The following is a 25,570-nucleotide window of genomic DNA, read 5'->3' as shown; positions in this document are numbered from 1 at the left end:
GCTGCCTCAGGAGGAGGACGGCTTGTAGTCCTGGCCGAGGACGACCGAGACGTCCGCGCCCGAGCCGACCGTGCCCTTGGTCACGTCCTTCGCGTCGAGGCCGAGGGTCTTGGCGACCTCGGTGGCGTTCTCCTTGTCGGAGGCGTCGGAGTACAGCACCTTGGAGGCCGGCTGGGTGCCGGAGGCCGTACCGCCCTCCAGGAAGGTGTAACCGCCGTTGACGAGGACGACGCGGGCCTTCTCGGTGTTGTCCTTGACGCCGGTGGCGTTCTGGACGGAGACCCGGATCGCGGAACCCGCCGACGGGCTCTTGGCGGTGCCGCCGAGGATGTCCTTGACGACGCTGGAGCTGGTCTGGGCGCTGAGGGTGCCGTCCGTCTGGACGGGCAGCAGGGCGGTCTTGTAGTCGCCGCCCTTGGCGAGGTCGGCGAGCCTGGCGAGGAAGGTGCCGAGGTCCTTGTCGGTCAGTGAGGGGTCGAGGATCTGCGCGAGGGTCTGCACGGTGGTCGTGGCGGCCGACGCGTCGGAGGACATCTTGCGCAGCACGCCCTGCATGACCTGCCCGAACCGCTCCAGCTGGGCGTTCTGGGCCTCGCCCGAGGCCCGGTAGGTGGCGTAGGCGACGGCGGCCTTGCCGCCGAGGGTCTGGTCCCTGCCCTTGTTGACGAGGGGTTCCTCGCCCTTCTTCTTGGAGTTCGGGTCGGGGACGTCCGTGTTGGTGTCGATGTCGATGTTCCCGACGAGTTCGACGAGGTTCTGCAGATAAGGCGTGTCGAGGCGCCAGGTGCCCTCGATGTTGGTGCCGAGGACGGTGTCGAGCTGGTCGCGGGTGCCGGAGGAGCCGTCGTCGTCGACGGACTTGGCGAGGGTCGTGGTGGTGCCGTCGTCGTCGGTGAGGGCGAGGGCGTTGGGCAGCAGGACGGTGCTGCCCTGCTTGGTGGTGGTGTTGTCGACGAGCAGCGCGGTCGAGGTGCCGCCGCCGCTGGTGTTGTGCAGGTGGACGACGACGACGTCACGTTTCTGGGCGGCCGCGGAGGTCGTCGTGCCGCCCTTGGCTCCGGAGGAGGACAGGCCGGGGAGTTTCCCGGCGTACCAGAGGTAGCCGACGCCGCCGACGGCCACCAGGGCGAGGACGACGACCAGGGCGACCATCCGGGTGCGGGCGCGGCGCTTGGCCTCCTCGCGGCGCTCGGTGCGGTTCTCCGTGAAGTTCAGCCAGTCGATGACGTCCTCGGAGTCACCGTCCGGCTCCTCGACGAACGCGAACTGTTCGGTGCGGTAGTCCCGGTCGCCCTGCCGGGCTTCGGTGGTCTCCTCGGGCGGCCCGGCCTGCTGCGGGATGTGCGCGGTCTGTTCGGCGACGCGGGGCTGCCTGCCGCTGGTGGCCGTCTGCCCGTAGGGGTCGTAGCCGGTCTGGCCGGCGGTGTCGTACGGGTCGTAGGCGGGCGTGGGCGGCTGCCGGCCGGTGTCGTGGACGGGGGCCTGCTGCCCGGTGTCGTACGACGGCGTGGTGTGCTGCCCGGTGCCGTAGGGGGGGTTGTGACGGCCGCCGTCGGCGTACGGGTCGTAGCCGTAGCCCTGTCCGGCGTACGGATCGTACGTCTGCTGTTGTTGCTGCTGTTGCTGTTGCTGCTGTGCTGGGATCTGGCGGTACACCGGCTGTCCGTACTCGTCGTAGCCGACGAGTTCGTACTGGTCGCTTCCGTAGCCCGCGTCGTATCGGTCGTTCACCGGTGCCCCTCTCGGCTCACTCGCCGCGGTACAGCTCGCGCTTGTCGATGTAGCGCACGACTCCGTCCGGCACCATGTACCAGATGGGGTCGCCCTTGGCGACTCTCGCACGGCAGTCTGTGGAGGAGATGGCGAGCGCGGGAACCTCCACCAGCGAGACACCGCCCTCGGGAAGACCGCGGTCGGTCAATTGGTGGCCGGGCCGGGTGCAGCCGATGAAGTGCGCGAGGGAGAACAGTTCCTCCGAGTCCCGCCAGGTGAGGATCTGACCGAGGGCGTCCGCGCCGGTGATGAAGAAGAGATCGGTGTCGGGGTTGAGGGCCCGCAGGTCGCGCAGGGTGTCGACGGTGTAGGTGGGGCCGCCTCGGTCGATGTCGATACGACTGACCGAGAACTGCGGGTTCTCGGCGGTCGCGATGACCGTCATCAGATAGCGGTCCTCGGCCGGTGACACCGCTCGGTGGGTCTTCTGCCACGGCTGCCCGGTGGGCACGAAGACCACCTCGTCCAGGTGGAACTGGGCTGCGACCTCGCTGGCCGCCACCAGGTGCCCGTGGTGGATCGGGTCGAACGTGCCGCCCATGACGCCGAGGCGGCGTTTGCCGGTGTCCCCGGGGGCCGCGCGCGTGTACCGCGGGGCCGTCACCGTGTCGTCGGCCTGGCCGGCCACGTCATTCGCCGGACCGGTAGGCATGTCCTGCTCTCCCATGCGTGCAGACCCTACCGGCCCGGCCCGTGGGCTCCGTCCGGAGGACGGGTGCCGGGTACGGCGGCCGGCTCAGCGGTCGCGGTTGAAGCGGGTGGTGATCCACAGCAGGAGCAGCAGGATGATGAACGCGCTGCCCCCGGTGACGAGCGGGTTGAGGCTCTCGTGGTTGCCGCCGCCCTCGCCCTCGGCGGCGAGGGTGACCAACTGGGCAGCGGCGCTGTGGAGATTCATCATCTGCGGCAGGACCTATCGCGTGTGGGCGGGATAAAGATGTCGGCCCATCGTATGCGGGTGGTGTCGCGGCGATCACGCCGACTCCTCCGTTGGGCCGACTCACGCGTCCCCGCGCGCGGGGAACGATGCGGGCGGCTCAGTCGTCCTTCTGTTTGTACCCGCGCAGCAGGAACCAGGCGGTCAGTGCGCAGCCGACGAACATGACGACGAGGACGACCCGGAGCAGATCGCCCGAGCCCTGATGCTGGGCGGCGCTCGCGGCCTGGGCGAGCCAGGCGGCCGGGGGGTGGTGCTCCATGAGGACTCCTTCGGCTGTACTGCCCGTCCAAGGTATCTCCGGCCTAGGCTGGGCCCTGCTTCGGGGGCACGGTGGACTCACTCACGTACATGGGGGATGACATGTCCGACGACGGCCACGAGCGGAACGGGCAGGGGCACGAGCGGGTGCCGAGCAGGCAGCGCCGGCGGTTCTCAGGGATCTCCTCGCGCGCGTACGAGCATCCGGCCGACCGTTCGGCGCTGGTGGCGCTGCGCAGGCTGAGCGGTTTCGACACGGTCTTCAAGGCGCTCAGCGGGCTGCTTCCGGAGCGGAGTCTGCGGCTGCTGTTCCTGTCCGATTCGGTCCGGGTCTCCGACCAGCAGTTCGCCCATCTGAACGACATGCTGCGGGACGCCTGTTACATCCTGGGCCTGGAGAAGGTCCCGCCGATGTACGTCACGCAGGACCCGCAGCCGAACGCGATGTGCATCGGCCTGGACGAACCGATCATCGTGGTGACCACGGGCCTCGTGGAACTCCTGGACGAGGAGGAGATGCGGGCGGTCGTCGGTCACGAGGTGGGGCACGCCCTGTCCGGGCATTCGGTGTACCGGACGATCCTGCTGTTCCTGACGAGTCTCGCGCTGAAGGTGGCCTGGATCCCGCTCGGCAATCTCGCGATCCTGGCGATCGTGACGGCGTTGCGGGAGTGGTTCCGCAAGTCGGAGCTGTCCGCCGACCGTGCGGGCCTGCTGGTGGGTCAGGATCTGCGGGCCTCGATGCGGGGGCTGATGAAGATAGCGGGCGGCAATCATCTGCACGAGATGAACGTGGACGCGTTCCTGCAGCAGGCCGAGGAGTACGAGGCCGGCGGCGACCTGCGGGACTCGGTGCTGAAGATCCTGAACGTGCTGCCGCGCTCGCACCCGTTCACCACGGTCCGCGCGGCGGAGCTGAAGAAGTGGGCGGAGTCCCGCGACTATCAGCGGATCATGGACGGTCACTATCCTCGGCGCGCCGAGGACAAGGAGACCTCGGTCAGCGACTCGTTCAAGGAGTCCGCGGCGAGCTACGCGAGCGATGTGAAGTCCTCGAAGGACCCGCTGATGAAGCTGGTCACGGACATCGCGGGCGGGGCGGGCGGCCTGGGCGGCCGGGTCAAGCGGGGCTTCGAGGGTTTCGCGAGCGCCCCGCCGCCGAAGGGCACGCCCGCACAGGACTCCCCGCCGCAGGACACTCCCCCGCGGGACGAGGAGTAGCGGGCCCGGCATGCAGGCCCCGGCCCGCCTGTTCAGGCCCCGGCCCGGCATGCAGGCCCCGGCCCGCCTGTTCAGGCCCCGGCCCGGCATCCCGGCCAGGGCGGACCGGGTTCTAGACCTTGGGCTCCGCCGCGGCGGACAGCGTCCCGCACAGGGCCGTCGCGCTGTCCGTGGCGAACGGGTTCGTACCCGCCGGGCCGCCCGCCTTGGCCGTCTGGCCGGCCAGCAGGGGGTGCAGGTGGCCGACGGCGTCCTCGGCGCAGGACAGCGGGCCCGCCTGGACGTAGGAGACGACCAGCTGGGCCTGGTGCAGGCGCAGGTCGTCGCGGTCGAAGCGGAAGGTCAGCTCGCGGCGGACGGTGAACAGGGAGACCTGGGAGCCCGCCGGGGCGCCGGTGGGCCGGAGCGCGTAGACGAAGGTGTGGTCGGCGGTGACCTCCAGGGTGGCCGAGTCCGTCTCGGTCGCCGACAGGTTGCCCTGGACGCGGATCCTCGGGTCGGCGAGTTCGGCACGGGTGGGGTCGAAGCGGACCAGCCATCCGGTGGGGGCGTGCCGTCCGTCCGCCGCGGGGTGGTCGAAGCTCTGGTCGAACTGGTCGAGCTGGCCGGGGTCGAGCAGCGCCCGCGCGGGCCGGACCTCGCTGCTGTCGAGGACCTCGGGGTAGAGAGAGGAGCGGACGAGGTAGTCCTTGGCCGTGGTCAGGGCGGTGACGACCTGGCTGTCGGAGAAGTGCGCGGTGCTGCGGGCGGGCGGCAGCGGTATCCCCTCGGCACCTGTCTCGTACTGCGCGGCGGGGCTGTGGGCGAACAGGGTCTCGGCATTGGCGGCGCCGGGCACCGTGCCCTGCGGGGAGAGCGGGATGACGGTCATCCGCAGCGGTTCGACGGGCTGCTGCGCGTCCTGCGTGCCGTAGGGGTGGCGGACGCCCATGTAGATCGCGGTGCCGAAGGCGACGAGGATCAGTACGAAGAGGATCACGGCCTGCCGGGTGAGGCCCCGGCGCAGCGGCGGGCGGCGGCGTACCGCGGGCGCGTGGTCGGTCATGCGTTCGCGCGCGGAGGACTCCTGGAGCCGGGCAGCGCGGACGAACGACTCGTCGAACACGACGGATCGGTACTCGTCCTCGCCACCCACGGGGCCGCCCTCGGGTGTCCCCTCCGGTGGGTCTCCTGGCCCGCCCATACTTTCAGAGTAGGTCTCGGGAGCCTCAGGTAAACGCCCAGCTACACGACAAGTTCTGACAGGTTCTCACCAGGAAGGACAAACCCCGTTCAGGGGGTGCGCGGAACGGCGGAGACCGCCTGCTGGGCGGGCTGGGAGTACTCGGCGGACACCGAGGGTGCCGCCGCGGTGCCCTGTTCCAGGCCGGTGGAGGAGGGCCTGGGCATCTGGTCGCGGCTGCCGCCCGAGGAGGCGCTGCGGTAGACCGCGGCGAAGGCGAGCGCGACCATGCCTATGCCCATGACGACGGCGAGCAGCCAGGCGACGGGGCGGTGCCAGCGGACGTGTTTGCCGTACGTCCCGGTGGCGCCGTAGCGGTCTTCCAGGACGTCGGTGTCGTCCAGGTCGTCGAGTTCGCCGCCGGGGCCGAAGTCGGGTCCGTCGGGGCCGTAGCCCTCGTCGTAGCGGTCGCCTCTGCCGAGGGCGCGGCGGGCCTCGGCCTCGGAGGCCTCGGCTCTGGCCTGGGCGGCGGCAAGGAGGCGTTCGACCGCGGTCGGCTCGTGGATCACGGCCGCCTTCACGAAGGCCTCGTCGAAGACCACGGTGTCGAACTCTTCGTCCGACATTCCGTGATCATGGTCGTCGTCGGGCTCCCAGCCGTCAGGGAACGGCGTGCCCCCCACGTCCTCCGGCACGGATCCAGAGTAGACCTGGGGGGGTCAATTTGGGCAGACGGTATGGAAATTCATAGGCCCGTTGAGACGCCTCTCACGCCCGTCTCTCACGCCCCCTGGGGCCCGGTGCGCCCATGCGCGCGCCCGCGCGCCGTACAGGGCCGCGTTGGGCCGTACGGGTGGCCGACGGCGGAGCTGCAGGTGCGGCAGCGGTGCGGCTGTCAGCGGCGGATGTGGCCGTCGCCGGTGACGATGTACTTGGTGCTGGTCAGCTCGGGCAGGCCCATGGGGCCGCGGGCGTGCAGCTTCTGGGTGGAGATGCCGATCTCGGCGCCGAAGCCGAACTGGCCGCCGTCGGTGAAGCGGGTGGACGCGTTCACGGCGACGGTGGTCGAGTCGACCAGCTGGGTGAACCGGCGGGCGGCCTGCTGGGAGGTAGTGACGATGGCCTCGGTGTGCCCGGACGTCCACAGCCGGATGTGTTCGACGGCCCTGTCGAGGGAGTCGACGACGGCGGCGGCGATGTCGTACGACAGGTACTCGGTCTCCCAGTCCTCCGGGACCGCTTCGACGACGTTCGCCTTGGTGTCCTCGGCGTAGGCGAGGACACGTTCGTCGGCGTGGACGGTGACGCCGGCCTCGGCGAGGGCGTCCAGGGCGCGCGGCAGGAACTCGGGGGCGATGTCCTGGTGGACGAGGAGGGTCTCGGCGGCGTTGCAGACGCTGACCCGCTGGGCCTTGGAGTTGATCAGGATGTCGATGGCCATGTCGATGTCGGCGTGGGCGTCGATGTAGACGTGGCAGTTGCCGGTGCCGGTCTCGATGACGGGGACCTTGGACTCCATGACGACGGTCTGGATGAGGGAGGCGCCGCCGCGCGGGATGAGGACGTCGACCAGGCCGCGGGCGCGCATCAGCTCGTGGACGGACTCTCGGCCCTCGCCGGGCACCAGCTGGACGGCGTCGGCGGGCAGTCCGGCGCCGCCGACGGCGTCCCGCAGGACCCTCACCAGGGCCGTGTTCGACTCGTAGGCGGAGGCGGAGCCGCGCAGCAGGACGGCGTTGCCGGACTTCAGGCAGAGGGCGGCGGCGTCGACGGTGACGTTCGGGCGGGCCTCGTAGATGATGCCGACGACACCGAGGGGGACGCGGACCTGTCGCAGGTCGATGCCGTTGGGGAGGGTGGAACCGCGGACGACCTCGCCGACCGGGTCGGGCAGCTTCGCCACGTCACGGACGTCGGAGGCGATGGCGCGGATCCGCTCGGGGGTGAGCGTGAGCCTGTCGACGATGGCCTCGCTGGTGCCGTTCTCGCGGGCCTTGGCGATGTCCTTGGCGTTGGCCTCGACGATCTCGCTCGTACGGACCTCCAGGGCGTCCGCGATGGCGAGCAGCGCGTCGTCCTTCACGGCGCGCGGCAGCGGCGCGAGGTCGGCGGCGGCGGCCTTGGCGCGGTAGGCGGCCTGCGTGACCGGGGACATGGCGTCGTACGGCGAGAGCGTGGTCATGAGGGAAGGGTAGTGCGCTCCGGCGGAGCGTCCACGCGTTGTTCCACACCGCGAGACGTGGATCAAAACGGGTCAATACCGGCCGGAGCGCAAGGCGTGTCAGAAGGGGTGGATGCCGACCGGTGTCGCGGGCGGCGGGCCGTAGCCCTCGGCGATCCGCTGGTGGTAGGTGGCGCGGTCGATGACTTCCAGGCCGACGATCTCCCAGGCGGGCAGGCCGGCGGTCTGCCGGTGCTCGCCCCACAGGCGCAGGGCGACGGCGGCGGCGTCGTGGAGGTCGCGGGCCTCTTCCCAGTAGCGGATCTCGGCGTGGTCGCAGGCGTAGCGGCTGGTGAGGAGGAACGGGTGGTCGTGGGCCAGTTGTTCGAGTCCGCGGCGCAGTTCCGGCAGGGGGACCTCGGCACCGCAGACGCTGAGCGTGACGTGCCACAGGCGGGGCAGGTCCTTCGGCTCCTCGTAGGTGTCCCCGGCCGCGACGCTCGTCAGAGCACCGCGGGACGCCGCAGCCCCAGGGCGCACTCGTCTCACGACGGCCTCCTTCAGCTGTGCTCGTGCGGAACGTGGTCCTGAGACAAAGTTGAGCAGGCCGCAAGGGTTCGTGTGGCGGTTTTACGGAACGTCCCCCACCGGGGTCGTTCGTTGTGCCCCGTTTTTACGGGTGCAGGATCACCAGGTCGTCCCTGTGTACGACCTCGCGTTCGTACGCCGGGCCCAGTTCGCGCGCCAACTCCCTGGTCGAACGTCCGATCAGCTGGGGGATCTCCTTGGCGTCGAAACTGACGAGGCCGCGCGCAACCGCGTGCCCGTCGGTGTCGCGCAGTTCCACGGGGTCGCCCGCGACGAAATCGCCCTCGACGGCGGCGATCCCCGCCGGCAGCAGCGACTTCCGGCCCTGTACGACCGCGCGCACGGCGCCGTCGTCGAGGGTGAGCGAGCCTTGCGGAGTGGAGGCGTGCTGAAGCCACAGGAGGCGGTCTGCGGACCGTTTGCCGGTGGGGTGGAAGTAGGTGCCGGTGTCACCGCCGGAGAGCGCCTCGGCGGCGTGCACGGCGCTGGTGAGGACGACGGGGATGCCCGCGGCGGCGGCGATCCTGGCGGCCTCGACCTTGGTGACCATGCCGCCGGTGCCGACACCGGCCTTCCCGGTGCTGCCGATCTCGACGCCCGCCAGGTCCCGTGGTCCCTTCACCTCCGCTATCCGCGAGGTGCCGGGCTTGCTGGGGTCGCCGTCGTAGACGCCGTCGACGTCGGAGAGGAGGACCAGCAGGTCGGCGTGGACGAGGTGGGCGACCAGGGCGGCGAGGCGGTCGTTGTCGCCGAAGCGGATCTCGTCGGTGGCGACGGTGTCGTTCTCGTTGACGACCGGGAGGGCGCCCATCGCGAGGAGTTTGTCCAGGGTGCGCGAGGCGTTGCGGTGGTGGGCGCGGCGGCTCATGTCGTCGGAGGTGAGCAGGACTTGGCCGACGCGGACGCCGTAGCGCGCGAAGGAGGCGGTGTAGCGGGCGACGAGCAGGCCCTGGCCGACGCTGGCGGCGGCCTGCTGGCGGGCCAGGTCGCGGGGGCGGCGGCGCAGGCCGAGCGGGGCCAGACCGGCGGCGATCGCACCGGAGGAGACGAGGACGACCTCCCTCTCCCCGCCGCTGCGGCTCTTGGCGAGGACGTCGACGAGCGCGTCGACACGGTCGGCGTCCAGGCCGCCGGAGGCGGTGGTGAGCGAGGAGGAACCCACCTTGACGACAATCCTGCGGGCCTCGCCCACGGCCTGCCTTGCCCTTGCCACGTCCTGTCCCCACTTCCTCGCGCGTGGCAGAGAATCTACGCGAACGGGACCGGCGGCAGGCGGGCCCGTCCAGCCTGCGGACGACAGGGTGGACACATCCTTGTGACCGGACGACCACAGTCCGCACACGGCAAAAAGGTTGCCCTGAACGCTTATAGAAACTGAAGCGAACGCAAAGTTAATTTGAAGTTTGTGTCATCTAAAGTTCGCCGCGTGAAGCGCATCCTCATCAGGTCGGGTAAGAGCCCCTACGACGTCGTCACCGTCGAGGAGGCCCTGCACCGGGACGTCATCGCCACAAACTCGGGCAATCTGATCTTCAGTGACGCCGCCCACAAGATCCTCGAGACGCCGGACACCGAGGTCGTCTCGAACGGCATGCCCTCCGACGTCTCCGCCGCCGCACGCATCAACGAGGAGTACGACGCCTTCGTCGTCCCGCTCGCCAACGCCTTCCGCCCGTCCTTCGAGAGCGCGTTGAAACGGATGACCCGGCTGATCTCGAAGTTGCGCATCCCGGTCGTCGTGCTCGGGGTCGGAGCGCAGACCGGTGTCAGCTACAACCCGGAACGACTCAAGCGCATGGAGCCGACCGTTCGGGAGTTCTGCGCGGCGGTGCTGGAACGCAGCGCGTCCATCGGCGTGCGGGGCGAGTTCACCGAGCAGTACCTGCGGGACATGGGCTTCACGGATGTCGAGGTCATCGGCTGTCCTTCGCTGTTCATGCACGGTGACCGGCTGCCGGTGCACAAGACCGCGCCGGAGCTGACGTCCGAGTCGCGGATCGCGATCAACGGCTCGCACAGCGCCGTACGCGCGCAGGGCCTGGACCGGATCATCAGCCGTACCCACGAGCGTTACCCGAATCTCTGCTTCGTCGGCCAGAACCTCAGTGACGCACGGCAGTTGCACTGGCGGGACCTGTCGGACCCCAACGCCGCGGTGACCTCGATGCCGACCCACCCGGACCATCCGATGTACCGGGAGGACAAGGTGCGGGTGTACATCGACCCCGTCACCTGGATCGACGAGTTGCGTTCTTTCGACTTCTCCTTCGGTTCGCGCATCCACGGCAACATCGCGGCGCTGCTCGCCGGTACGCCGGCCACCGTGCTGTGCGGAGACTCGCGGACGCTGGAACTGTGCCGGTACTTCGAGATACCGCACCGGCGGCTGGACCAGGCCGCCAAGGATCCGGATTCCGCCGATCCGGCGAAGCTGTACGCGGAGGCCGACTTCGGCGGACTGGTCGGCGGTCACCGGGAGCGCTTCGAACGGTTCACGGGCTTCCTGGACAAGAACGGCCTGGACAACACGTTCACGCACGGGGACGGCGGGGCGGCCTTCGAGGGGAAGATGAGTGCGCTGGCGTTCCCGCCGGGCGTACGACCCTGGAACGACACGGACGTCACATCGCTCACCTCCCGGTTCGGCTGGCTGCACAGTCGTATCGACGAGCTGTCACTGGACAACGCCCGGCTGGAGAAGGAACTCGCTCGCGCCGGGGCCCGCGCGAAGACCGCCGCCCCGGCGCCCACTTCGGTGTACCGGCGGGCCCGGCGGGCCGTGGGCAAGCCGCTCCGCCGGGCTCTGGGAACCGGCCAGTAGGACGGGGGGTCGGCCTCGCGAGGCCGGCACGGTCAGGCGGCGGCCGTTTTGACGCCCCGGGTGGGCAGTGAACGCCGGACCTTGCGCAGCGCGCGTCGCATGAAGGTGCCGGCGGCGTCCTCCCGGTAGCCCTCGACCGCGCGGGCCTCCCGGGGTTCGGCGAGGTAGACCCAGTCGGGGACATCGGCCGGCTTGGAGCGGAAGTGGGGGTAGGCCAGGTACACGCGGGTGCCGCGCTTCTCCAGCACGGCATCGGCCTGCTTCTTGGCACGGACGAACTCGATGACCTCGGGGAGGAGTTCGGGGCGTCGTACGGCCACCAGGTGGAGTCGGAGTCGTTCGTGGACCCGCAGGCGGCGGGCGACCTCCGGGTTCCAGTGGGCGGCCATCAGCGGGCCGGCCAGTTCCATCTTGTGCTGCCGTATTCGCTCGTCGTCCTTGAGGAACTTGGGGCCGAACTGCGGGAGCAGGGTGACGAGGAACGGCCGGACCATGAGGGTGTCGCGGCGCGGTCCTGCCGGGACCATGTCGGCTATCAGGTTCATCAGGGCGCGCGCCGAGTCGAAACGCAGGGTGTAGCTGCCGCTCTTGGTGACGTGCTTTCCGTCCTCGCGGCCGACCAGGTAGTAGCAGGGGTAGTCGGCGACGACGGAGACGCCGTCGGCGCGGAGGTAGGCCTCCATGGTGAACAGCGCGTCCTCGCCGGTCCAAAGGGACTCGTCGAAACGCATGCCGTGCCGTTCCAGGAGCGCGCGGCGGAAGAGTTTCTGGGCGCTGAGCGTGAACTTGATGTTGGACGAGAACACGTCGGTGCGGTCGAGCGTCTTGCCCCACATCGACGTCGGGGGTTTGCGGTTGATCCCCTCGACCTTGCCGAGGACGACGTCCGTTCCGTTCTTGTCCGCCATGGCGACCATGCGTTCCAGGGCCTCGTCGCCGAGTCGGTCGTCGGCGTCCAGGAAGAACACATAGCGGCCGGTGGCCTTGGCGAGGCCGACGTTGCGGGGGCCGCTGGGGCCGCCGGAGTTCTCCTGGCGGATCACGGTCACGGGCATGGCGGCGCGGGCCGCGAACTCCTCCAGGCACTCCCCCGTGCCGTCGGCCGATCCGTCGTCGACGGCGATGACCTCCATCCGTGCCGGGTCGAGGGTCTGGCGCTCGACGGAGGCCAGGCATTCGACGAGGTACGGCATCGCTTCGTACGCCCCGATGATGACGGTCACATCAGGCTGCGCAACGGCGGTCACGTTTCCCCCTAGTCATGGTGCATTCCCCCGGTGTCGACTCAGTCGCAACGTTGTAGATGGCTGATCGACGCGACCGGTTGCCCCGGAACGCACCTTCAGTGGCCCAGCTCACATGGCGAGTACACAGCCGGACGGTGTACTGCGGGTTACGCCGGACAGTACGGACGGGCGGTAAGAGCCACTCAGGGGAAACCGCGAAGCGCTGGTAAGAAGACGCACCCTAGATCGCTAAGCAAAGGTAAGAGGAAGTGTTTGCGCGGTGGCAGCATGCCGCATGCCGCATGCCGTGCCCAGCCGAACGGGCTCGGTCCCGGGGAGGAGTCCCCGGGACCGAGCCCGTTCGGTGTGGTGTGCGCGCGTGCGCGTGTCAGCCGGCGGTCGTGGTGCCTTCCGCCTCGCTGGCGGCCTTCAGCGGGTCCCCCGGCAGCGTCTTGGCGATGTCGGCGGCTTCCGCGTCACCGGCCGCGATCCGGGCCTGCTGACCGAGGTTGCGGGTTTCGGCCTTGCGGGCGAGCGCGGCCACCGCGCGGTTGAACTGCTCGATGGAGGTCGGCTCGTCCGGGCCCAGCAGGTAGTGCTTGAGTTCCTCGCGGTCCGCGGCCAGCGGATCGGCGGAGGGGTCGCGTACGGCGTCCAGCAGGGCGCCAAGTTCCTTGGCGCTGTTGGAGAGGATCACGGCGGCCCGTACAGCGGTGTTGGCCTGCTTGAACTCCTCCACGCCGACTCCGGCGGAGTCGGTGACGGCATACGGCTTGCCGCTCGCGATGAAGTCGGAGACCACGCTGGAGATGTCGGAGACCATCGCGTCGGAGACGTTGAAGCAGTCGTACAGGCGCGGTTCGGCGCCCGTGATGACGCGGTGTTCGTGGTCGGGGAAGGATCGCCAGAGGGTGTCGTTCCATTCGGCGCGCAGCCGGGCGACTTCTTCGTGCTTCTTCAGGTCGACGATGTCGTCGCGGCTGGCCTCGGCCTCGTCGCGCTTCTCGTCGCCGGTGCCGGTCAGCTCGGTCAGGCGGGCCTCGATACGGCTGAGCTCGGCCTGGGCCGCGGCCTGGGCGGCCGTGTCGACGGTGAAGCGGGGGTCGGCGGCGCGTTCGGCGGCGGCCTTTTCGATGAGGGCGGTGACGCGCCGGTGGGCGGCGCCGGCCTGGGCGCTGACGGTGCCGGTGAAGGGGTGCGGCTTGTAGAGGACGCGGACCGGCGGGTCGGCCTTGACGAGCTTCTTCACGATCTTCTCGCCGGCGAGCACGAGGGAGGTGTTGCCGGGGTTGTCGTCCCAGCCTTCCCAGGTGGGCGCGTAGAGGACGGTGGGGATGCGGCCGTCGGGGACGCCCTGCCAGGCCTGGATGGGGGCCAGCTGCGGGCGGCCGACCTCGACGATGTCGTCGTCGCGGACACCGACGTCGGCGATGGCGTAGCGGTCGCGGCCCGCACGGCCGGCGGTCCACACCTCGTCGTACACCTTGCTGAACGGGTTGACGCTGGCCAGCTTGTCGCTGTCGCCGTGGCCGATGAAGACGTGCTTCATGGTGGGGACGCGCAGCAGGTGGATGTTCTTTCCGACGTTGGCCGCGTAGAGGGCGACGCGGACCGTGGAGAGGTCCAGGTTCATCAGGTGCACGCCGCCGGGCACGCAGATGACGGGGGCGGTGGTCGGGGCGAGGCTCTGCAGGATGACTCGTTCGCGCAGCAGGACCAGCGGGCGCGTCTCCAGCTGCTCCATGGTTTCCAGCCACATGTTGACCTGGTAGGCGGAGTCCTTGGAGCCGGAGAAGTACAGGACGGTCTCGGGCTTGTACTCGGTGAGCCACTCGTCGACGGCGGCCAGCACGGTGTCGGCGTCCGGCGGGGTCTTGCGGCCGCGTACGTACGGCATCAGCACCAGCACGTACAGGGTGCCGAGGGCGAGGGTCAGGCCGATGCCGACGAATCCGGCGACCGCGTTGTCCGTGGTCGCCGAGATCAGCAGGCCGACGACGGCCGCGAGGTCGAGGTGCAGCATCTTCTCGGCGGAGCGGTCCAGCAGGCCCTGCGGCGGGGCGTCCGGGATGCGGATGCGGGACTTCAGGTCGACGTTGCGGGTGGCGACCGGCATCCGGCGGCGGTTGCGGATCAGCTGGACCAGCGCGCCGTGCGGGGCCTGCAGTCCGTAGAAGGCGATGAAGCAGGCGATCGCGCCGTAGAAGACCAGGCCGTTCGAGAGGTCCATGCGGGCCAGCAGCAGGATCAGCAGCAGCTGCCGGATCAGGAAGCGGATCGACAGGCCGGCCCGGACCTTGCTCAGGCGGCTGATGAGGTAGCTGCCCTTGCGGTGCAGGTAGTGGTCCGCCAGGTACGTGACGGCGGCCGCGGCCGCGAAGGCGTAGACGCTCGGGACGAGCGCGGCGATCATGAGCACCGGGAAGCCGAGGATCATGAGTGCCGCCGCGGCCAGCTCGGCCGCGCTGCCCACCCGGGCGACGCGAATAGCGGTGGATATCACGGAGAACCTTTTGCTGACAAAAAGGCCTGTATTTGACCTTGCGGACGATCTGGCGTGTGAGGCGATCTGAGTTTTTACGGGTTCAGGCCCCTGTGAATGCTCTACGAACAGAACACGCAACCACAGAGGCCTGAATTACAGATGACTATTGGAGGCTGATTATGCCACGCCGTCCTGTCGGTCCAGGACACTGGCCAGGGCCTGTTCGAAGCCGGTGGCCTCGCCGGCGGCCGCCGTCGGGTCCTGCTGGCGGACGTCGATGACATGACCGGTGAGTTCGGACAGCAGCACGTCGAGGGAGGTGCGGGCGACGGCCTCGGAGGAGAGCAGCGAGCCCGCCGGTTCCTGGCCGAAGGCCTTGGTGCGCATGGGGGTGGCGGTGCGTTCGGGGTTGATGCAGTTGACCCGGACGGAGTCGCCGGCCCACTCGTCGGACAGGGCCTGGGTGAGGTTCACCATGGCGGCCTTGGTGGAGGAGTAGAGGCTGTACTCGGCGCGGCCCCGGGTGTAGCTGCTGGAGGTGTAGAGGAGCAGCTGGCCCTTGGTCTCAGCGAGGTACTTGTAGCTGGAACGGGCGATCTGCACGGGGGCCAGGTAGTTGACCTTCAGTGCTTCCTCGATGGTGGCGTTGTCGGTCTCGGCGAGCTTGCCGATGCGCAGCACGCCCGCCGTGTTGACGACGTAGTCGATCCGGCCGGTCTCGGCGTAGGCCTTGGACAGGGCGTCGTCGACCTCCTCCGGGTTCTCCACGTGGGTGCCGGTGGTGGAGCGGCCCAGCGCGTAGACGTTGGCGCCGTAGGACTCGGCGAGTTCGGCGATGTCCTTGCCGATGCCGTACGAGCCGCCGAAGATGACCGCGGTCTTGCCGGTGAGCAGTTCGCGGTAGGCCTCTTCGCCGTTCTGCTCGGGGGCGGCGGTGGAGGCGAGCTGGAACAGCTTGTCGGCGATGAAGACGTCGACGGGCTGGGTGACCTTCATGTTGTACTCGTCGCCGGCGACGACGTGGATCGGCACGTCGGGCAGGTACTTGAGGACCACGGAGCAGTCGTCGGTGGCCTGGAAGTTGGGGTCGCCGTCGGCGACCTGGTAGGCCCGCTTGATCGTGGACAGCTTGAACGCCTGCGGGGTCTGGCCGCGGCGCAGCCGGGAGCGGTCCGGGATCTCGGTGATGAACTCGCCGTCCTCGCCGTGGGTGCGGGTGACGATGATGGTGTCGGCGGACGGGATGGCGACGTCGACGGCCTGGTAGCGGTCCAGTGCGGCGACGCAGTCGTCGATGACGCGCTGCGACAGCAGGGGGCGTACGGCGTCGTGGAAGAGGACGTTGAGGTCCTCTCCGTCGGCCAGCCCCTCGCCGAGGGCCTGGATGGCGCGCTCGGTGGTCTCGTTGCGGGTGCTGCCGCCTTCGATGACCTTCTTGACCTTGGTGAAGCCGGCCTTGGCGACGATCTTCTCGATGTCCGCGACGTAGCCCGGTGCCATCAGCACGATGATGTCGTCGATCGAGTCGGCCTTCTCGAAGGTGGCCAGGGTGTGCTCGATGACTGCCTTGCCGGCGATCTTCAGCAGCTGCTTGGGGATCGACAGACCCACCCGCTGGCCGGTGCCACCGGCCAGGATCACTGCGGTGGTTCGGGGCTTGGCTATGTGCTGGGACACAGGTGACCTACCTTGGGGCATCAGGGAACGGGGAAAGCGTCCCACTTCGGGTAACCGCTGTGCAAGGTGAGCGCCGTCCGCCGCATATGTATCCGCAACCTTTCATTCACCTTGCACCGCTGGTGATGGCCTCGCCTGTCGGCCGCCCGGGGAAGTTCCGTGAATTTGCTGTGAGTAACTACACAGGGCATTCCGATTGCTGAGCGTGACGCTTCGCGTGTCAGAGGTGCTAAGCCGTGCCACACGAACGGCTTAGCAGAGCTAAGCCGTTCGGCCTCGGTCGGCGCCGTCAGCGTCGTCGCAGCCTCTTGAGACATCGGTGTCCCAGTACCCGTACGAGTTCCTTCGACGACGTCTGGTGCACGGTGCGGGCTTTCGCCTCCGCCGTGTGCCGGACCGGTGCCGAGGCCGCCGCGGCGAGCGCGCCGTACAGGGCGTGGGCGGCGACCTCCGGGGCGATGCGGGCCTCGCCGGTGGCCATGGCCGGTTCCGGCCGTTCGGGGGCGGCGGACAGCAGGGCCGGGTCGCCGATGACGCGGACGCCCATGGCGCCGATGCGTTCCGCCATCTCGGCGCCGATGCCCGAGGCGGCCTCGACGGCCCAGCCGGGGGTGGAGATCTTCACGTCACCGGCGGTGGGGCTGCACGTGTTCTTCATATGCATGACCGCGCCGTTGCGGATGAGCTTGGAATAGAGCTCGTCAGGCAGGCCATTGCCGCGGAATTCCATGTTGAGCTTTCGCAGCATTTCGGTCTCGGCGAGGGTGAGGGAGCGGTTCGCCGCGTCCGGTACCGGCTGGAGAAGTTCTTGGGGAAGGCCGAGCAGTGCTTCGAAGGTGCGCAGCAGGCCGTCGCGGTCGCGGTCGTCGACCACGACGACGGTGATCCGGTCGGCGCCGACGGCGCGGATCCAGCGTTCGACGAGCCGGTCGTGCCGGTGCCGGCGCCAGAAGCTGGGGTTGGGCTTCTCGTAGGGGGCCTTGCGGAGCATGTGGTCGAGCCAGTCCTCGTAGCCCATGCGCAGGCCGTTCTGTACGTACTGCTGCCACTGCGAGGGCATGATCTTGGCGATCGGGCGCAGGGTGACGAGGACGTGGACGCGTTCGCCGCCGAGTTGCCGGACGATCCGGGAGACGGTCTCGTCGTCGGCGGCGTCGGCGAAGAACTCGCTGCTGATGACCGCCGTGCGGGACCCGGTGGCGTCGACCTGCTGGAGCAGCCGTGTCCAGTGCTTCTCGGTAGGCACGGTGTCGCCCATCATCGCGGGCCGGGCGCATGCCGCGAGGGCGGCTTCCATCGGGTGCCGGCTGGTCGCCGGGAACTCGACGCCGTGCGCGGGGAGCTTGTCCCTGGCGGCGAAGAGGGCGCCCTGGATGGCCGTGGTGCCGGTCTTGTGCGGGCCGATGTGCAGCAGGCGGGTGCCGGCGGGCAGGGCGGCGGGGGGACCGATGTGGCCTATCGGGGCGTTGTTCACCGGGGCTTCGCCTCTCGTACAGTCCGTCTCCATGGTTAACGAAAGGTAAGAGGTTTGCCTGAGGTTCACCTGAGAGGAGCCTGGGACACAGATGAGTCCCAGGCTCCCGTTACATGAAATTGACGATCGGCGCCCCGTTTCTCATCTACGCGGCGTTTGTCACCTCACGTGACCTGTACACCCGGTTCGTCCGCCGCCACGTGCAGGGTGGCGAGGGTGCGGGCGGTGGCCTGCGGGCTGACGACGGTGTCGACGACCCGGACGCGCGCGTCGATGCCGTGGCGGCGGATGTCGAAGAGGTGGTAGCCGCGGTGGGCGTCGATGACCTTCCAGTGCGGGTTGTCGGCCTTCAGGGGGTCGAACTGGGCGTGGAAGGCGGCCTGGTCCTGGTCGCCGTTGCTGGAGATGGAGGTGCCGACGAACTCGGCGCCGACGACGTCCGAGGAAGGGTCCGCGAAGTTCTTCTTCAGGTCGCTGATCATGGTCAGGTGCCGGTCGCCGCTGAGGACGACGGGGTTGCGGACGGAGGCGAAGTCGTCGAGGAGGGCGTTGCGTTCGGCCTGGTAGCCGTCCCAGGCGTCGTAGTACCAGAGTTTTCCGTCACCGGGCAGGATGTCGGTCTCGGCCATCATGATCTGTGAGGCGATCAGGTTCCAGCGGGCCGGTGAGCCGTGCAGTCCGTCGAGCAGCCACTGTTTCTGCCGGGCGCCGAGCATGGTGAGCGCGGGGTCCTCGGCGGCGGCCTGGCTGGTGACCTGGTCGCTGCGGAACTGCCGGGTGTCGAGGACGTTGAGCCGGACGAGGCGGCCGAACTCCAGGCGGCGGTACATCTGGATGTGGGGTCCGTCCGGGATCGCGGTGGCGCGGACCGGCATGTGCTCGTAGTAGGCCTGGAAGGCGGCGGTCAGGCGGGTGACGAAGGCGTCGTGGGGCTGTTTGTCGGGGTCCTGGGGGATCTCGCCGGCCCAGTCGTTGTCGACCTCGTGGTCGTCGAAGGTGACCACCCAGGGGGCGTTCGCGTGCATCGCGGCGAGGTCGGGGTCGCTGCGGTACTGGGCGTAGCGGTTGCGGTACTGCTCGAGGGTGTACGGCTCGCCCTTGCCCTCGTGGCGGCGCGGGCCGGAGGAGGACGGTGTGGACTCGTAGATGTAGTCGCCGACGAAGAGGACGGCGTCGGGGTCCTGGGCGAGCATGTCGGCGTACGGGGTGAAGTAGCCGTGCTGCCAGTTCTGGCAGGAGGCGAGGGCCACGCGCAGGGAGCCGCCCTTGGCGTGCGGGTGGGGGGCGGTGCGGGTGCGGCCCGTGGGGGAGATCCGGCCGCCGGCGCGGAAGCGGTACCAGTAGGAGCGGCCGGGGCGCAGTCCTCGTACGTCCACGTGGACGCTGTGGCCGTATTCGGGACGGGCGTGGGCGGTGCCGCGGCGGACGACTTTGTGGAGGCGTTCGTCCTCGGCGATCTCCCATTCGACGGGCACGATCGCGTCGGGCATGCCGCCGCCGGCGAGGGGGTCGGGGGCGAGCCGGGTCCAGAGCACGATGCCGTCGGGGAGCGGGTCGCCGGAGGCGATGCCGAGGCTGAACACGTTCTCTGGCAGCGGGGATTCGGCGGCGCGGGCGGCGGCGGGCAGCCAGAGCTGGGCGGAGGCGGCGGCCCCGAGGACGGCGGCACCGGCGGTCAGAAAGCGGCGTCGGTCGGGCGATGGTGCTCCGGTCATGCGCGGACTCCCTTGCCACAGTGGCCTCTTGGACGGTCTGGCCTTCGGAAGCTCCCACGGCTGGTGGGTCCGTCCGCTGAATGCAGGCATGCGTGCGCATGACAACTAGGGGGACAACAGAAAACCCGTTGCGGCCGGGAACGTGTCCCGGCCGCAACGGGCCTCTACGGGTCGGGCGGTGAATCGGCCGCCCCGGATCCCGGGGCTGCGGTACGGCTACTCGAACGGGTCGAAGTCGCCGTACTCGCGCAGGGATTCGTCGCGTTCGGCCTCGCGGTCGCGGCGGCGCTGGACGGCCGGGCGCTGTTCCTCGAAGCGGTGGTCCTCGCCGCGGCGGCCGAGCATCTCGGCGCCGGACATCATGGACGGCTCCCAGTCGAAGACGACGGCGTTGTCCTCGGGGCCGATGGCGACGCCGTCGCCCGCCCGGGCGCCCGCCTTCATCAGCTGCTCTTCCACGCCGAGCCGGTTGAGGCGGTCGGCGAGGTAGCCGACGGCCTCGTCGTTGTTGAAGTCGGTCTGGCGGACCCAGCGTTCGGGCTTCTCGCCGCGTACCCGGAAGAGGCGGTCGTCCTCCTGGGTGACGGTGAAGCCGGCGTCGTCGACGGCCTTGGGCCGGATGACGATGCGGGTCGCCTCCTCCTTGGGCCTGGCCGCCCGTGCCGTGCCGACCAGTTCGCCGAGTGCGAAGGTCAGCTCGCGCAGGCCGGTGTGGGCGACCGCGGAGACCTCGAAGACGCGGTAGCCGCGGGCCTCCAGGTCGGGGCGGACCATCTCGGCGAGGTCCTTGCCGTCGGGGACGTCGATCTTGTTGAGGACGACGATCCGGGGCCGGTCGCCGAGACCGCCGTACTGCTTGAGCTCCTCCTCGATGACGTCGAGGTCGGAGACGGGGTCGCGCTCGGACTCCAGGGTGGCGGTGTCCAGGACGTGCACGAGGACGCTGCACCGCTCGACGTGGCGCAGGAACTCAAGGCCGAGGCCCTTGCCCTGGCTGGCGCCGGGGATGAGGCCGGGGACGTCGGCGATGGTGTAGACGGTGGAGCCGGCGGTCACCACACCGAGGTTGGGGACCAGGGTGGTGAACGGGTAGTCGGCGATCTTCGGCTTGGCGGCGGACAGCACGGAGATCAGGGAGGACTTGCCGGCGCTCGGGTAGCCGACCAGGGCCACGTCGGCGACGGTCTTGAGCTCCAGGACGATGTCCCCGAAGTCTCCGGGCTCGCCGAGCAGCGCGAAGCCGGGGGCCTTGCGGCGGGCGCTGGCGAGGGCCGCGTTGCCGAGGCCGCCGCGGCCGCCCTGGGCGGCGACGTAGGAGGTGCCGTGGCCGACGAGGTCGGCGAGGACGTTGCCGGCCTTGTCGAGGACGACGGTGCCGTCGGGGACCGGCAGGATCAGGTCCTGGCCGTCCTTGCCGGCCCGGTTGCCGCCCTCGCCGGGCTTGCCGTTGGTGGCCTTGCGGTGCGGGGAGTGGTGGTAGTCGAGGAGCGTCGTCACCGACTGGTCGACGGTGAGGACGACGTCGCCGCCGCGGCCGCCGTTGCCGCCGTCGGGGCCGCCGAGCGGCTTGAACTTCTCCCGGTGTACGGAGGCGCAGCCGTGGCCTCCGTTACCCGCGGCGATGTGCAGCTCGACGCGGTCCACGAAGGTGGTCATGGTGCAGTGCCTCCAGATACTTGCGGGGTGATACCTATGTCAACACGCGAAAGGCGGACCCACTTCCCGAACGGGAAGTGAGGTCCGCCTCGCGAAATGTTCGGTCAGAGCCGTGCTGTCAGCAGACTCAGGCGACCGGAACGATGTTCACGACCTTGCGGCCACGGTGGGTACCGAACTCCACCGCGCCGGCGTTCAGCGCGAACAGCGTGTCGTCGCCGCCACGGCCGACGCCCGCACCCGGGTGGAAGTGGGTGCCACGCTGGCGGACCAGGATCTCGCCCGCGCTGACAACCTGACCGCCGAAACGCTTCACGCCGAGGCGCTGAGCGTTGGAGTCACGACCGTTACGGGTGGACGATGCGCCCTTCTTGTGTGCCATCTCTCCTCAGTCCCTTACTTCGCAGCCGCGGGGATCTCAGTGACCTTGATCGCCGTGTACTGCTGGCGGTGGCCCTGACGACGGCGGTAGCCGGTCTTGTTCTTGTAGCGCAGAATGTCGATCTTCTGGCCCTTGTGGTGGTCCACGACCTCGGCCTGGACCTTGATGCCGGCCAGCACCCACGGGTCGCTGGTCACAGCGTCGCCGTCGACAACGAGCAGGGTCGAGAGCTCGACCGTGTCGCCAACCTTGGCGGTGGAAATCTTGTCAACCTCGACGATGTCACCGACAGCAACCTTGTGCTGGCGGCCACCGCTGCGCACGATGGCGTACACGCGGATCTCACTCTCTCGCTCAGGAACGGCACCCCCGCAGTCCAGCCGCCCGGCAGACGCGGGCCGCCTCTTCGGAACACGTGGTGTCCCGAAGGAAGAGGTTTACGGGGATGTGGCGCGTCCTCATATCCATGGACACGCCGACGGTCAAGGTTACGGGGCGGTGGCCTGGGGGGTCAAACCGGGCCCCGTGGGGTGTGGGGCCGGTCACCCGGCCCCGGTGCGGCGGTGTGGGGCCGGTCACGAGGACCGGCCCCACGGACGGGCGTCAGCCCTCGTCGGTGGCGGGGACCGTGGTGGTCTTCTTCGCCGTCGACTTGGCGGCGGCCGTCTTGACGGTCTTGGCCGCCTTCTTGGCCGTCGTCTTCTTGGCGGCCGTCTTCTTCGCCGCGGTCTTCTTGGCCGCCGTCTTCTTCGCCGGGGCCTTCTTGGCGGCCGTCTTACGGGCCGTCTTCTTGGCCGGGGCGGCCTCCTCGGCGACCGGCTCCTCGGCCACCGGGGCCTCGGCCGCCGGCGTCTCGGACTCCGCCGCCGGCACGACCACGACGGCCGTCTCCTCGGACGCGGTCGGCGCGGTGGCCTTGCGCACCGCACGGCGGCGCGGACGGGCCGGTGCGGCGCTCTCGGCGGGCGCGGCCTGCTCGGGCTCCGTAGCGGGCTCGGCGGCCGGTTCCGCCGCGGTCACCGCGGCCGGTTCGGTCACCGCTTCCGGCGCCGCGTTCTCGGCGACGACGGTCACCACGGTTGCCTCGGCCCCCGCCGGGGAGCCGGCGGGCGCCGACACCTTCCGGGTGGCACGCCGACGCGTACGGCCCTTCGGCGCGGCCTCCTCGGCCTCCGGGGCGGCGGGAGCGGCCTGGGCGGCCGGAGCCGTCTCGGTGGCCTCCGGCGCCTGGACGACCGGGTCCTCCACGGCGACCGGCTCGGCGTGCGCCTCGGCGGCCGGCTCCGGCAGCACCTCCCGCTCGGCCTCGACGGCGGCCGGTACGGCCTGCGCGGTCGGCGCCTCCGCCTCGGCACCCCGGTTGCGGCCGGCACGCTCCTTGGGCGCGCCGGCCGGAGCCGAGGCCCGGCGGCTCGCCCGGCGGCGGGTACGGCCGCGGCCGGCCGCGGCCTCCGCCTCGGCGACGCTGCTGTACAGCTCCTCGTCCGGCGCGAAGTCGGGCGCGGACAGCGCGACGGGTTCGGCGACCTCGGCGGCCACCTCGGCCGCCGTCTCGACGGCGTGGACGGCCTCCGCGTGCTCGACGGACCCGTCGGTGACGACCTCGTGGGTCTCGTGGACGTCGTGCTCGTGCTCGTGTCCGTCGCCGCCGCGGCCGCGCTTCTTGCGCTTGCCGCCGCCACCGCCGCCGGAGGAGCCGGGCTGCTCCATGTGGACGATGACGCCGCGGCCGTTGCAGTGCACGCAGGTCTCGGAGAAGGACTCCAGCAGGCCCTGGCCGACGCGCTTGCGGGTCATCTGGACCAGGCCCAGCGAGGTGACCTCGGCCACCTGGTGCTTGGTCCGGTCCCGCCCGAGGCATTCGAGCAGGCGGCGCAGCACCAGGTCGCGGTTGGACTCCAGGACCATGTCGATGAAGTCGATGACGATGATGCCGCCGAGGTCGCGCAGCCGCAGCTGGCGGACGATCTCCTCGGCCGCCTCCAGGTTGTTGCGCGTCACCGTCTCTTCGAGGTTGCCGCCCTGGCCGGTGAACTTGCCGGTGTTGACGTCGACGACGACCATCGCCTCGGTCCGGTCGATGACCAGCGAACCGCCGCTGGGCAGCCAGACCTTGCGGTCCAGGGCCTTGGCGAGCTGCTCGTCGATCCGGTAGGTGGCGAAGACGTCGACCTCGGAGGTCCACTTCGACAGCCGGCCGGCGAGGTCGGGGGCGACGTGCGAGACGTAGCCGTGGACGGTGTCCCAGGCCTCGTCACCGCTGACGACGACCTTGGAGAAGTCCTCGTTGAAGATGTCGCGGACGACCCGGACGGTCATGTCGGGCTCGCCGTAGAGCAGCGACGGGGCGTTCGAGCTGCCGCCGTTCTTCGACTTCTTCCGGATGTCGTCCCACTGCGCCTGGAGCCGTTCGACGTCGCGGCGCAGTTCGTCCTCGCTCGCGCCCTCGGCGGCGGTGCGCACGATGACGCCCGCGTCCTCGGGGACGATCTTCTTGAGGATGGTCTTCAGCCGCGCGCGCTCGGTGTCGGGCAGCTTGCGGCTGATGCCGGTCATGGAGCCTTCGGGGACGTACACGAGGTAGCGGCCCGGGAGGGAGACCTGGCTGGTGAGGCGGGCGCCCTTGTGGCCGATCGGGTCCTTCGTGACCTGCACGAGGACGGACTGGCCGGACTTCAGGGCGGCCTCGATGCGGCGCGGCCCGTTGGCCATGCCGAGCGCCTCGAAGTTGACCTCACCGGCGTAGAGCACGGCGTTGCGGCCCTTGCCGATGTCGATGAAGGCGGCCTCCATCGACGGCAGCACGTTCTGCACCTTGCCGAGGTACACGTTGCCGACGTACGAGGTGGCCTGCTCCTTGTTGACGTAGTGCTCTACGAGCACGCCGTCCTCCAGGACGCCGATCTGGGTGCGGTCGCCGTGCTGGCGTACGACCATCACGCGCTCGACGGCCTCGCGGCGGGCGAGGAACTCGGCCTCGGTGATGATCGGGACGCGGCGGCGGCCCTGCTCGCGGCCCTCGCGACGGCGCTGCTTCTTGGCCTCCAGGCGGGTGGAGCCCTTGATGGACTGCACCTCGTCGGAGGGCTCGGAGGGCTTGCGGGGCTCGCGGACCTTGACGACGGTGCGCTCCGGGTCGCCCTCGCCGGGCTCGGCGTCGGTGGCGCTGTCCCCGGCGCGCCGCCTGCGGCGACGGCGACGGCGGCTGCTGGAGGAGGAGGCGCCGGCCTCGTCGTAGGCCTCCTCGTCGTCCTCTTCCTCCTGCTCGGCGGTGTCCTCGGCATCCTGCTCGGCCTGCTCGGCGGCGAGCTCGTCGGATCCGTCCTCGGCGCCCTCGCCGTCGGCGGCGTCACCGCGGCGACGGCGGCGGCCGCCCCGGCGGCGGCGACGGCGGGAGCCGGACTCCTCGGTCTCGTCGTCGGCGTCGGCCGCGTCGGCGGTGTCCTCGACGGACTCCTCCGGCTCCTCGGTCTCGGCGGCGGCGGCGGCGGTCTCGGCGACCGGGGCCTCCTCGACGGCGCCCCGGCGGCGGCGACGGCGCCGGGAACCGGCCTCGGTCTGCTCGGCGGGCTCCGCGGCGACGGCGGGCGTGGTGGCCGCGGTGGCTCCGGTGGCCCTGGTGGCCGCGGCGGACGGCGTGGCGTCCTCGGGCTCGCCGGGACCGGCGGACGCGGCGGCGGCCTCGGCGGCGGCGCGCTCCGGGGTCTGGAACTTCGGCTCGGTGAACACGGGCGCCTGGAAGACGGCGACGGCGGGCCTGGCCGGGCGGCGCGGCTCTTCGTCGGCGGCCCGGCCGGCGGGCTCGGAGAACCCGGTGGCGGCCTGGCGCACGACCCGGCGCCGGCGGCGCGGCGTCTCGGCCTCCGCGGGCTCGGCGGCCTCGGTCGCGGCCGGAGCGGTCGCGGCGTCGGCGGCCCGGCCGGCGGGCTCGGAGAACCCGGTGGCGGCCTGGCGCACGACCCGGCGCCGGCGGCGCGGCGTCTCGGCCTCCGCGGGCTCGGCGGCCTCGGTCGCGGCCGGAGCGGTCGCGG

General features: G+C 70.3%; 20 protein-coding genes. 2 read left to right on the top strand and 18 right to left on the bottom strand.

From position 1 onward, the window contains the following. Positions 1-6 precede the first annotated feature (6 nt). From MB828_RS27360 to MB828_RS27345, 4 genes are all read right to left on the bottom strand, one after another. Positions 7-1,731 (bottom strand): LCP family protein, encoded by a 1,725-nt coding sequence (locus MB828_RS27360; protein ID WP_301650557.1) that lies wholly within the window; start codon positions 1,729-1,731, stop codon positions 7-9. 16 nt (positions 1,732-1,747) lie between these two features. Beyond that, a complete protein-coding gene (gene nadD, locus MB828_RS27355) occupies positions 1,748-2,440 on the bottom strand; it encodes a nicotinate-nucleotide adenylyltransferase (RefSeq protein WP_301650556.1) in 693 nt (230 codons plus the stop codon). Between the two features lie 69 nt (positions 2,441-2,509). Beyond that, on the bottom strand, positions 2,510-2,674 hold the full coding sequence (locus MB828_RS27350) for a hypothetical protein (protein ID WP_165941386.1): 165 nt from the start codon (positions 2,672-2,674) through the stop codon (positions 2,510-2,512). A gap of 136 nt (positions 2,675-2,810) precedes the next feature. Then, on the bottom strand, positions 2,811-2,972 hold the full coding sequence (locus MB828_RS27345) for a hypothetical protein (RefSeq protein WP_301650555.1): 162 nt from the start codon (positions 2,970-2,972) through the stop codon (positions 2,811-2,813). Between the two features lie 101 nt (positions 2,973-3,073). On the opposite strand from MB828_RS27345, the gene MB828_RS27340 reads away from it, so the two are divergent. After that, positions 3,074-4,192 (top strand): M48 family metallopeptidase, encoded by a 1,119-nt coding sequence (locus MB828_RS27340; RefSeq protein WP_301650554.1) that lies wholly within the window; start codon positions 3,074-3,076, stop codon positions 4,190-4,192. A 112-nt stretch (positions 4,193-4,304) separates the two neighbouring features. On the opposite strand, the gene MB828_RS27335 is transcribed toward MB828_RS27340, so the two are convergent. From MB828_RS27335 to proB, 5 genes are all read right to left on the bottom strand, one after another. Next, the gene (locus tag MB828_RS27335; protein ID WP_133021943.1) at positions 4,305-5,375 is read right to left on the bottom strand and encodes a hypothetical protein; all 1,071 of its coding nucleotides are present in this window, start codon (positions 5,373-5,375) and stop codon (positions 4,305-4,307) included. Between the two features lie 89 nt (positions 5,376-5,464). Then, positions 5,465-6,049 (bottom strand): hypothetical protein, encoded by a 585-nt coding sequence (locus MB828_RS27330; protein WP_301650553.1) that lies wholly within the window; start codon positions 6,047-6,049, stop codon positions 5,465-5,467. Between the two features lie 200 nt (positions 6,050-6,249). Then, on the bottom strand, positions 6,250-7,536 hold the full coding sequence (locus MB828_RS27325) for a glutamate-5-semialdehyde dehydrogenase (protein WP_301650552.1): 1,287 nt from the start codon (positions 7,534-7,536) through the stop codon (positions 6,250-6,252). A 99-nt stretch (positions 7,537-7,635) separates the two neighbouring features. Further along, a complete protein-coding gene (locus tag MB828_RS27320) occupies positions 7,636-8,064 on the bottom strand; it encodes a hypothetical protein (protein WP_046733220.1) in 429 nt (142 codons plus the stop codon). 124 nt (positions 8,065-8,188) lie between these two features. Further along, positions 8,189-9,295, bottom strand: coding sequence for a glutamate 5-kinase (gene proB, locus MB828_RS27315; protein WP_301650572.1), 1,107 nt, complete (start codon positions 9,293-9,295; stop codon positions 8,189-8,191). Positions 9,296-9,529: 234 nt separating this feature from the next. On the opposite strand from proB, the gene MB828_RS27310 reads away from it, so the two are divergent. Continuing rightward, on the top strand, positions 9,530-10,924 hold the full coding sequence (locus tag MB828_RS27310) for a polysaccharide pyruvyl transferase family protein (RefSeq protein ID WP_301650551.1): 1,395 nt from the start codon (positions 9,530-9,532) through the stop codon (positions 10,922-10,924). A 32-nt stretch (positions 10,925-10,956) separates the two neighbouring features. On the opposite strand, the gene MB828_RS27305 is transcribed toward MB828_RS27310, so the two are convergent. The 9 genes from MB828_RS27305 to MB828_RS27265 form a co-directional block, all read right to left on the bottom strand. Beyond that, complete coding sequence (locus tag MB828_RS27305) at positions 10,957-12,171, bottom strand: glycosyltransferase family 2 protein (protein ID WP_301650550.1); 1,215 nt, start codon at positions 12,169-12,171, stop codon at positions 10,957-10,959. Positions 12,172-12,538: 367 nt separating this feature from the next. Beyond that, positions 12,539-14,653 (bottom strand): hypothetical protein, encoded by a 2,115-nt coding sequence (locus MB828_RS27300; protein ID WP_301650549.1) that lies wholly within the window; start codon positions 14,651-14,653, stop codon positions 12,539-12,541. A gap of 159 nt (positions 14,654-14,812) precedes the next feature. Next, a complete protein-coding gene (locus tag MB828_RS27295) occupies positions 14,813-16,312 on the bottom strand; it encodes a bifunctional cytidylyltransferase/SDR family oxidoreductase (RefSeq protein WP_301650548.1) in 1,500 nt (499 codons plus the stop codon). Between the two features lie 289 nt (positions 16,313-16,601). Beyond that, complete coding sequence (locus MB828_RS27290) at positions 16,602-17,819, bottom strand: hypothetical protein (RefSeq protein WP_301650547.1); 1,218 nt, start codon at positions 17,817-17,819, stop codon at positions 16,602-16,604. Between the two features lie 131 nt (positions 17,820-17,950). Then, a complete protein-coding gene (locus tag MB828_RS27285; RefSeq protein ID WP_301650546.1) occupies positions 17,951-19,501 on the bottom strand; it encodes an alkaline phosphatase D family protein in 1,551 nt (516 codons plus the stop codon). Positions 19,502-19,717: 216 nt separating this feature from the next. Beyond that, positions 19,718-21,157, bottom strand: coding sequence for a GTPase ObgE (gene obgE / locus MB828_RS27280; protein ID WP_133021936.1), 1,440 nt, complete (start codon positions 21,155-21,157; stop codon positions 19,718-19,720). Between the two features lie 127 nt (positions 21,158-21,284). Further along, positions 21,285-21,539: a 50S ribosomal protein L27 gene (gene rpmA, locus MB828_RS27275; RefSeq protein ID WP_015660411.1), complete on the bottom strand. Its 255-nt coding sequence runs from the start codon at positions 21,537-21,539 to the stop codon at positions 21,285-21,287. 14 nt (positions 21,540-21,553) lie between these two features. Continuing rightward, positions 21,554-21,874, bottom strand: coding sequence for a 50S ribosomal protein L21 (gene rplU / locus MB828_RS27270; protein WP_004931419.1), 321 nt, complete (start codon positions 21,872-21,874; stop codon positions 21,554-21,556). A 268-nt stretch (positions 21,875-22,142) separates the two neighbouring features. Further along, on the bottom strand, positions 22,143-25,570 hold a 3,428-nt coding region (locus tag MB828_RS27265), incomplete at its 5' end, for an Rne/Rng family ribonuclease (protein WP_301650545.1).

The sequence above is a fragment of the Streptomyces arenae genome, from assembly GCF_022343545.1.
Classification (GTDB): domain Bacteria; phylum Actinomycetota; class Actinomycetes; order Streptomycetales; family Streptomycetaceae; genus Streptomyces; species Streptomyces humi.
Note: the sequence above shows the minus strand (reverse complement) of the source record. Positions and strands in the feature narration are given on the sequence as shown.

Excerpts from the sequence above, each read along its gene's own strand:
- nadD (WP_301650556.1), bottom strand. The coding sequence starts at position 2,440 with ATGGGAGAGCAGGACATGCCTACCGGTCCGGCGAATGACGTGGCCGGC.
- MB828_RS27350 (WP_165941386.1), bottom strand. The coding sequence starts at position 2,674 with ATGATGAATCTCCACAGCGCCGCTGCCCAGTTGGTCACCCTCGCCGCC.
- MB828_RS27345 (WP_301650555.1), bottom strand. The coding sequence starts at position 2,972 with ATGGAGCACCACCCCCCGGCCGCCTGGCTCGCCCAGGCCGCGAGCGCC.
- MB828_RS27340 (WP_301650554.1), top strand. The coding sequence starts at position 3,074 with ATGTCCGACGACGGCCACGAGCGGAACGGGCAGGGGCACGAGCGGGTG.
- MB828_RS27335 (WP_133021943.1), bottom strand. The coding sequence starts at position 5,375 with ATGGGCGGGCCAGGAGACCCACCGGAGGGGACACCCGAGGGCGGCCCC.
- MB828_RS27325 (WP_301650552.1), bottom strand. The coding sequence starts at position 7,536 with ATGACCACGCTCTCGCCGTACGACGCCATGTCCCCGGTCACGCAGGCC.
- MB828_RS27290 (WP_301650547.1), bottom strand. The coding sequence starts at position 17,819 with ATGGAGACGGACTGTACGAGAGGCGAAGCCCCGGTGAACAACGCCCCG.
- MB828_RS27285 (WP_301650546.1), bottom strand. The coding sequence starts at position 19,501 with ATGACCGGAGCACCATCGCCCGACCGACGCCGCTTTCTGACCGCCGGT.
- obgE (WP_133021936.1), bottom strand. The coding sequence starts at position 21,157 with ATGACCACCTTCGTGGACCGCGTCGAGCTGCACATCGCCGCGGGTAAC.
- rpmA (WP_015660411.1), bottom strand. The coding sequence starts at position 21,539 with ATGGCACACAAGAAGGGCGCATCGTCCACCCGTAACGGTCGTGACTCC.